The organism is Mesorhizobium sp., from assembly GCF_004962925.1.
Classification (GTDB): Bacteria; Pseudomonadota; Alphaproteobacteria; order Rhizobiales; family Rhizobiaceae; genus Mesorhizobium.
The window spans coordinates 1-6,911 of the sequence record NZ_SUEO01000273.1 but is presented as its reverse complement, the minus strand read 5'-3'; the positions used below and the strand labels follow the sequence as shown (position 1 = coordinate 6,911).

The following is a 6,911-nucleotide window of genomic DNA, read 5'->3' as shown; positions in this document are numbered from 1 at the left end:
ATATCGGGCATCGCCAAAAGCCTCGGCTGCTCCGTGGTGGCGGAGAAGATCGAAGAGCAGGATGCGCTCGACATCCTCAGGGATATGGGCGTTGCCTTCGGCCAGGGATTTCTGCTGCACCGGCCGGAGCCGCTGCAAGCGATCGTGGCACGAGCGAGCGCGCAAGCGGCTTTGCCGGTGGGACGGCAAGCGTAGGACTCTATCCAGGGCTGATGGGGTCGAGCCGGTGGGGCGGAACGCGGCCCCGTTCAATGCAGCGCGTGTTCGTCGTGCCGCTTGAGGAGGCGCCTCCCTGGCCGATGCCTTGCCGGCCACTGCACGCCTGGTGGACTAATTCTTCCGCTTGGCAGTAGACGGCATCGTCGTGCTCACCCAGCCCTGCGCCTCGCGCATGATCTTCAGCGCTTCATCCCGCGTCAGGCCGCATCTCCTGGCAAAATAAGTCGCCTCATAGGCTTCCGCCGAAGAGACCGCGGAAATGCTGGAGGGTTCCTGTTTTGACTTCTTCTTGGCCATGCCGGTTCGCCGACTGTGAATCGATTAGTCAGCTAATATAGCACCTTTGTTTGTCAAGGCAAAATCCCGGGCAAATGGCGAGAGGCAGGGTGCGCGCCATCTGCCTGCCGTGCCAATACGCCATCCGCAGCCAAAGGCGGCGTTCCACGGGGAAGAGAGATTTATCCAGCAGCCGCTCGGGCCGGCGCTGTTCGCCAGCCGCCTCGGCGCCGCCGGCGCAACCATCAGGACGCGCGGCTGTGCCGGGCATAGATGGCGTCTGTCTCGGAGGCTGTCTCGTTCAAGAGGCGGCAGAGCGAAACGGCCTCATCGTGACACAGGCCGATCAGCGCAAGCGCCGAAAACTGGGCCGGCAGATCGAGCATGGCGTCCCACACCATCCATCGGCCGTTTGGCTCCATGACACAATCAAAGCGCAATGCACGGTCCGACATCCGACCCTCCCAAGGATTCCCCGCTGGGTGGTACCGCGTCAAAGTAAACGAGTTATTGAAACCTGGCGTTGAATCCGGTCGATAGCGCCGGCAGGCCGAACAGGCGGCATTGGTCAAGCCGCAGTGATGATCCAGGTCGACGCCGCCGGGTTCGGATCAGGCATTGCGGCTCGCCATATGCGCATCGAGCTTCTTCCTCGAAGGCCCGTACCGTTTGATGATGGTCGCGGCCTCGCTCGGCGGTATGCCGTATTTCTTGGCAAAGGCGGCGACTTCGTAAGGCTGCTCGCTGGAAGCCAGCTTGCGATCCTGTTTGGTCTTGGATTTGTCGTCGGCCATGTCGTCCTCCGTCACATCTGGTCGTTATAGGGCTCCGTGGTCCGCCCGACCACCTTGTCCGCTCGGAAAAGGAGGGCACGCCGGCCACGTCCTGGCATTATTGCCGAGTTACAGCGATCTGATCGGATCAAGGCTGATCGGCAGTCCGACGCTGGTTCCCGCTCATGGGCTCGAACCACGATTCACGCCTTCAAAGGGCGCTGTCCTACCATTAGACGAAGCGGGAATAGAGGAAGTGGACGCTGTCTAGCACTTTCTCATCCGCGCATGAAGCCGCTTCATGCCGTCACCCACAGGCTACCACCCTGCCGGGGCCGTGGTCCTAAACTCGGCCTATTGCGAACAGCCACGCCAAAAGCTCCAGCAGCAATAGAAACAGGGCAAGCTGTAGCGCCATGCGCAGGCGCTGAATGATCCGCCAATTGTTGGCCATGTCGGTTTTAATGCGGAGCGCAAGCGCGCGGTGCATCACATCCATGGATCCGGAAGGGTTTTGATCGACAAAGTCCTGGAGCAACTGCTCCGGATCGAAGCGGAACGTATAGGCGTAGTAGGGCCACAACATGATCACGACCAGCAGCCCGATCAGGAAAAGCAGCGTCAGCGCCAGCCAGTCCCACGGCCCCAGCCCATCCAGGAGAGCTCTGCCGCCGAGGAGAGAACTCACGAACGCGGTTGCAAAGATCAGATTGCCCGCGCGTGTATTGAGGCTCTCCACCACATTCTGCTGGTGTTGGAGCCCACGCACCGCCTCCGCATAGACAAAGGCCAGGCGAGGGTCGGATGCCGCAGCGGGCTGGGAATGGCTTTCGCCCGCTGATGAAGGATGCTCGGGCATGAGTGCCGTCCCGCGTTCCGATATGAACCAGGATAAGGACAATGGCGGCTGCCTGTCTACCGCACGTCAAGTCTACCGCCTGTCAAGCATATCGCCTGTCAGGGACCGCCGGCCTTGACGCCTGAACACTCCGCCCCAGATTACCCGGCGGAGTTTCAGATATGCGATACGACTGGCAGGGGCCGCCCAGATTCCTGGAACGGCATTTCGGCATTGTTATTGCAATTGGGCTGGTTGCAGGGCTGTCGGTCTTGGCCGCGCTGGGCTACACGCCTTAAAGCCTCGGATTCGGCGCCCAAATCCCTAATGTAAGGGTAAAGTAACGGTGCGACGCAACCAGACGGGCGCCGCGTGCATTTCAATGCATGACGACGATGTTTCGCCCCGATATCCCGGCAAAATGCTGCGCTTATTGCGGCGGGCGCGACCATGGCTACGAGGACTGCCCGAAGCGGAAAGCTGACGCCGAACAGCAGAGAGTGATGCACGCCGCCGCACCCAGCGGACAGAGCGCTTCAGCTTTGTCGCCTTGCGCAAATCATCGTTCATACGCGTCTGCCAGCCCGGATCTTTGCGCGCCTAAGTCGGCTGCGGTCTTAGAGCAATTCCAGGAAAAGTGCATAGCGGTTTTCCGTCCGGAATTGCGTAAAACAAATAGTTAGAGCGGTTCGACGATTCTATCAAAAGCTGAACCGCTACGAAGCGAGCGTCCGCTGGATCGCTCACCTTTGGCGAAGCAAGCCTTGGCCGCCTTGTTCCGTCTGTTCCACGAAGGCCCGCAGCAGTTCCATTCCTGTTGTCCATTCGCCGAGGCCGCTGTCGCCATTGATGTGACCGAACGGTCCGGCGAGGTGCAGTTCGCTGCCCCATTGGCCGGCTTTCGCCCTGACAGAGTCCAGCGAGCCATAGGGATCGTTGGTGCTGGCAACGACCAGCGAGGGAAAACGAAGCCGCTGTTGCGGCGTGCCGGCGAAGCGGTGCGCGACAGAGGGAAAGGCTGACGCCGCCGGATCGGGAACCGCGACCAGGAATGCACCGCTGACGTCGCGGCCCGAGATGCGCTGCCAGTGCGCGACCAGCAGGCAGCCGAGGCTGTGAGCGACGAGCACGGGCGGTGTCTTGGCCTCGGACACCGCAGTTTCCAAGGCAGCGACCCAGTCGTCGAAATCCGGCAAGTCCCAGCTGGCCGGCGTGAATCGCCGCATGGCCGGGTTCACCCGCTGCCAGCGGGTCTGCCAATGGGCCTCGCCCGACCCGCCAATGCCCGGCACGATGATGAAGTCAGTCATGGAAATCCTTGTTTCTCCTGGAACACTCGCCCGGATTCTAGGTCTTTCCTGGGCCGGTGGAATGAGAGATCATCGGAAAAGAGCGGCGAATTCCGATGGATTGAAGGTTTCCATGCAGAACGGCATTTATCGTCCAAAACTCGATCCCACCGATGTGGCGATCATCGAAGCCCTGCAGGAGGACGGCCGGATCGGCATTTCGGAGCTCGGCCGGCGCGTCGGCCTGTCCCAGCCCGCCACCTCGGAACGGGTCAAGCGGCTGGAGGAGCGCGGCATCGTCGCCGGCTACAAAGCGGTGATCGATCCCGCGGCGCTGGGGCTCGGCACGATGGCCGTCATCCGCCTGCGCACCACGCATGAGCACATCCAGGCCTGCCTGAAGAAATTCGCGCAATTGCCTGAGGTGATCGAAGTGCTGCGGGTGACCGGCGAGGATTGCTTTCTCTTGAAAGTCGTCGTCCCATCGCCGCCCGACTTTGAAAGCATCGTCGATGCTATCGGCCGCTATGGCGCGGTGACGACAAATGTGGTGCTGCGCGCCGAGCAACCGAAACGGCTGGGGCGGGAGCTGATGACGAGGCCGTGACCGAAGCGCTGCCGTCCGACAAAACTCTGAAAAAGAGAGCGCTGGACGGATTTCATTGGAGCAGGCGGCCTCCGCGCTGTCGGCCCGCTATCGCTTCTGCGTATGCCCAACGGCGTTGGCGAAAGAGATGTCGCCCTTGATCTCGCGCATGGCCATCGAGGTGATCGTCCGGCGCACGCCGGGCAGGCGGCTGAGCTCGACGCGCAGCATCCTGTCCAGCGCCATCATGTCGACCGTCACGATCTGCAGGAGATAGTCGGCTTCGCCTGTCGTGGCGTGGCAGCGCCGGATCAGCGGATGTTCTTGCACGGCGGCCTCGAAGGCTTCGGAAAGCTCGAAATCAATCGACACCTGGATGAAGGCTTCTATGCCGAAGCCGAGCTTGGCCGGGTCGATCCGCGTCGAGTAGCCACGGATGATGCCGGCGTCCTCCAGCGCCTTGACCCGCTTCCAGCATGGCGTCTTGCTTAAGCCGACCTCGTCTGCGAGCGCCGCGAAGGAGATTCGCGCGTCGCGTTCCAGCGCCGTGACGATCTTCCGGTCGAGGGCATCCAGCATAAAACGTTCTCCAAATTCGCTTCATGAATGGACTTTTGTCCTTCACTTACTGCTATTTGGATAACAGAAAGGAACAATGTTCAAGCCAAAAGCGCTTATCCTTCAGGCTCGGACCGAACAGATGCCTGAGCCGCTGGGCCGGGCAAAGGAGCATCTGCCATGCACAAGCCGGACTACTATGCCCGCATCGAAGCGCCTGAAATGCGCGATTACGGCGTCTACCTCAGGTGCGACAAGCTTCTCGCCTGCCAGAAGCCGCTGGCCGAGATGGTGAATGCCGACGAGCTGCAATTCCAGATCGTGCACCAGGTCGAGGAGCTGTGGATGAAGCTCATCACCTATACGCTGGTAGATGTCGTCGACTTCCTCGAACAGCAGAACACGCATCGCATCGTCACGCTGATGGGGCGCGTGCATCGGCTGATGCGCATGATGACGGCGCAGTTCGACCTGCTCGAAACCATGTCGCCCAAGGAATACCAAGAGATTCGGCTGCAACTCGGCAATGGCAGCGGCCAGGAATCGCCGGGCTTCAAGCTCTTGCTGCGCATGCCGCCGGACCTGTGGCGGGCCTTCAAGGCGTCCTATCTCGACGGTCGCGGGCTCTCGGTCGAGGATGTCTACGACGCGCAATATGATCACGGCGACAGCTATGTCGTCGCCGAAGCGCTGATCGAATTCGACGAGCTGTTCCAGAAGTTCCGCGCCAACCATCTCTATCTCATCCATCGCTCGATCGGGCTCGGCTCGAAATCCCTGAAGGGCCGACCGGTCGAACTGCTTGAGGCCGGCGCCCGCCACCGCTTCTTCCCGGAGCTATGGGACATACGCTGCGAGATGACCGACCGCTGGGGCAGCCAGTACGGCACAGTGCGGGATTCGATCAGCCACCACGCGGCAGAGTAGATCCAGGAACCCAGTCTTGCGGCGGCCTGGCCACTTGCGCTGCCCCAGCCAGGTTCTCGGTCCCAGGCAAGTTCTCATTCCCAGACAAGTTCTCAGGGGATAATGTCGGGTTTGCGGCTGGTGTATCGTCCTTGGGGCGAAACCCGTCGCAACCCTGGAGGACATCATGTCATTGGAAGCCGCTCAATCACCCGTTCAATCACCGTGGCAAACCGCGGCAATCCTCGTCGGCCGGCTGATCTTCGCGGCCGTCTTCCTCATGGCGGTGACTTTCAAATTCACCGACATGGGCGGCACAGCGGGCTACATCGCCGCTGCCGGATTTCCGTTCCCGCTGTTTCTGGCATGGTGCGCGGCCCTGCTCGAAGTCATCCTCGTGCTATGCTTCCTGACCGGAGCTTTTTTCACACCGGCCGCGCTCGTTGCCGCCGTTTACGTCGTCTTCCTCGGCTTTGCCTTCCACGGGCCATCGCACTGGGCCGGCAACCAGGCCGAGTTCGGCTTCTTCGTCGACCATTTCACCTTCCTGGCCGGGCTGCTGTTTGCTGCCGTCCATGGGCCGGGCCGCGTGCTGGCGCTGAAGCTTGGGTCTGCGAGCTGATCGCGAACCTTCGGTCGACCTGCCATCTTTGATGTGGGGAGGGGCGTCACATCTGGTCGTTGTAGGGTTCCTTCATCTGGCCGACCATGCGCGCCAGTTTCGAGAACGACGGCATGTCCGTCTCCGGCTGACACTGATTGGCCAGTTCCAGCAGCCGGATCGGGAAGTTGACGGCATCGCGGCTCGACGCCGACATGCCTTCGGACCGCTCCTCGCTGGTCTCGCTGGCTTCGGCCCTGCGCAAGGCGATGTCTATCTCCTCGACCGTGAGCACGCCCTTGCGGACAAGAACCTGATTGATCGATGCGACGGCCATCAGCAGGCCTTCGAGTTGCAGATTGGCGACATTCATGGCTTCGCTCCCATTGGCTAAGCTCCAAACGCGCGAACGCCGGTTCCGATCCAGCAGGGCGGTACGGGATCGAGCGCTTCGCAGCCATTCCTGCGCGAGAGTCGCTCGGTCCAGGAATTTTTTCCTTGAATCGACCGCTCCACCATTGACTTCGTGACGGCAGCTATGCTATTGATTTGGGCATGGTGCTGATTTGCGCCAACGACCCGCCGCCGAGGCGGGTTTTTTGTTTCTAGCCCTTTCGAACGTTCGCTGCCTGTGTTGCCGATATCAAATGTCGGCGGGACAGCGCCCCCCTCTGTCCTGCCGGACATCTCCCCCACGAGGAGGGAGATCGGCTATCACCTCGGCTTTCGCCAATCACCAGCATCGCAGGAATAGGGACCGCGCTCGAACTGCCAATCTCCCCCACGTGGGCAGGGCTATCGCATGTGGAAAGCCGAGGCTTTCGCTCTACGATGGACCCCCACCCCTAACCCCTCCCCCTTGTGG

The 6,911-nt window shown here is 61.3% G+C and carries 11 protein-coding genes and 1 tRNA gene; 4 read left to right on the top strand and 8 right to left on the bottom strand.

Going from position 1 to position 6,911, the window contains the following annotated elements; all coding sequences use genetic code 11:
* Window positions 1-195, top strand: a 195-nt coding sequence (locus E5W87_RS32240) for an EAL domain-containing protein (protein WP_292407053.1), incomplete at its 5' end; no start/stop codon positions are given.
* A gap of 135 nt (window positions 196-330) precedes the next feature.
* Here the strand turns inward: E5W87_RS32240 and E5W87_RS32235 are convergent.
* From E5W87_RS32235 to E5W87_RS32210, 6 genes are all read right to left on the bottom strand, one after another.
* Window positions 331-516 carry a hypothetical protein gene (locus E5W87_RS32235; protein WP_292407048.1) on the bottom strand — a complete coding sequence of 62 codons (186 nt, stop codon included), beginning with the start codon at window positions 514-516 and terminating at the stop codon, window positions 331-333.
* Window positions 517-740: 224 nt separating this feature from the next.
* Complete coding sequence (locus E5W87_RS32230) at window positions 741-950, bottom strand: hypothetical protein (RefSeq protein WP_292407046.1); 210 nt, start codon at window positions 948-950, stop codon at window positions 741-743.
* A 156-nt stretch (window positions 951-1,106) separates the two neighbouring features.
* The gene (locus tag E5W87_RS32225) at window positions 1,107-1,289 is read right to left on the bottom strand and encodes a DUF3606 domain-containing protein (protein ID WP_095482704.1); all 183 of its coding nucleotides are present in this window, start codon (window positions 1,287-1,289) and stop codon (window positions 1,107-1,109) included.
* 152 nt (window positions 1,290-1,441) lie between these two features.
* A tRNA-Gln gene (locus E5W87_RS32220) sits at window positions 1,442-1,515 on the bottom strand.
* Between the two features lie 96 nt (window positions 1,516-1,611).
* Window positions 1,612-2,127: a hypothetical protein gene (locus tag E5W87_RS32215; protein ID WP_292407042.1), complete on the bottom strand. Its 516-nt coding sequence runs from the start codon at window positions 2,125-2,127 to the stop codon at window positions 1,612-1,614.
* Between the two features lie 722 nt (window positions 2,128-2,849).
* Window positions 2,850-3,416, bottom strand: a complete 567-nt coding sequence (locus tag E5W87_RS32210) for an alpha/beta hydrolase (protein WP_292407038.1) — start codon at window positions 3,414-3,416, stop codon at window positions 2,850-2,852.
* Window positions 3,417-3,528: 112 nt separating this feature from the next.
* On the opposite strand from E5W87_RS32210, the gene E5W87_RS32205 reads away from it, so the two are divergent.
* Window positions 3,529-4,002: an Lrp/AsnC family transcriptional regulator gene (locus tag E5W87_RS32205; protein ID WP_292407036.1), complete on the top strand. Its 474-nt coding sequence runs from the start codon at window positions 3,529-3,531 to the stop codon at window positions 4,000-4,002.
* 87 nt (window positions 4,003-4,089) lie between these two features.
* Here the strand turns inward: E5W87_RS32205 and E5W87_RS32200 are convergent, their stop codons facing one another.
* Entirely contained in the window at window positions 4,090-4,560 is a 471-nt protein-coding gene (locus E5W87_RS32200) for an Lrp/AsnC family transcriptional regulator (protein WP_292407033.1), read from the bottom strand.
* A 159-nt stretch (window positions 4,561-4,719) separates the two neighbouring features.
* On the opposite strand from E5W87_RS32200, the gene E5W87_RS32195 reads away from it, so the two are divergent.
* Window positions 4,720-5,466 carry a tryptophan 2,3-dioxygenase family protein gene (locus E5W87_RS32195; protein WP_292407030.1) on the top strand — a complete coding sequence of 249 codons (747 nt, stop codon included), beginning with the start codon at window positions 4,720-4,722 and terminating at the stop codon, window positions 5,464-5,466.
* A gap of 166 nt (window positions 5,467-5,632) precedes the next feature.
* Window positions 5,633-6,067 carry a DoxX family protein gene (locus E5W87_RS32190; RefSeq protein WP_292407027.1) on the top strand — a complete coding sequence of 145 codons (435 nt, stop codon included), beginning with the start codon at window positions 5,633-5,635 and terminating at the stop codon, window positions 6,065-6,067.
* 46 nt (window positions 6,068-6,113) lie between these two features.
* Here the strand turns inward: E5W87_RS32190 and E5W87_RS32185 are convergent, their stop codons facing one another.
* The gene (locus E5W87_RS32185) at window positions 6,114-6,419 is read right to left on the bottom strand and encodes a hypothetical protein (RefSeq protein WP_095482698.1); all 306 of its coding nucleotides are present in this window, start codon (window positions 6,417-6,419) and stop codon (window positions 6,114-6,116) included.
* Between the last annotated feature and the right edge of the window lie 492 nt (window positions 6,420-6,911).

Bases quoted from the DNA above. Each gene is read 5' to 3' on its own strand.
- E5W87_RS32235 (WP_292407048.1), bottom strand. From the start codon at position 516: ATGGCCAAGAAGAAGTCAAAACAGGAACCCTCCAGCATTTCCGCGGTC.
- E5W87_RS32230 (WP_292407046.1), bottom strand. From the start codon at position 950: ATGTCGGACCGTGCATTGCGCTTTGATTGTGTCATGGAGCCAAACGGC.
- E5W87_RS32225 (WP_095482704.1), bottom strand. From the start codon at position 1,289: ATGGCCGACGACAAATCCAAGACCAAACAGGATCGCAAGCTGGCTTCC.
- E5W87_RS32215 (WP_292407042.1), bottom strand. From the start codon at position 2,127: ATGCCCGAGCATCCTTCATCAGCGGGCGAAAGCCATTCCCAGCCCGCT.
- E5W87_RS32210 (WP_292407038.1), bottom strand. From the start codon at position 3,416: ATGACTGACTTCATCATCGTGCCGGGCATTGGCGGGTCGGGCGAGGCC.
- E5W87_RS32205 (WP_292407036.1), top strand. From the start codon at position 3,529: ATGCAGAACGGCATTTATCGTCCAAAACTCGATCCCACCGATGTGGCG.
- E5W87_RS32200 (WP_292407033.1), bottom strand. From the start codon at position 4,560: ATGCTGGATGCCCTCGACCGGAAGATCGTCACGGCGCTGGAACGCGAC.
- E5W87_RS32195 (WP_292407030.1), top strand. From the start codon at position 4,720: ATGCACAAGCCGGACTACTATGCCCGCATCGAAGCGCCTGAAATGCGC.
- E5W87_RS32190 (WP_292407027.1), top strand. From the start codon at position 5,633: ATGTCATTGGAAGCCGCTCAATCACCCGTTCAATCACCGTGGCAAACC.
- E5W87_RS32185 (WP_095482698.1), bottom strand. From the start codon at position 6,419: ATGAATGTCGCCAATCTGCAACTCGAAGGCCTGCTGATGGCCGTCGCA.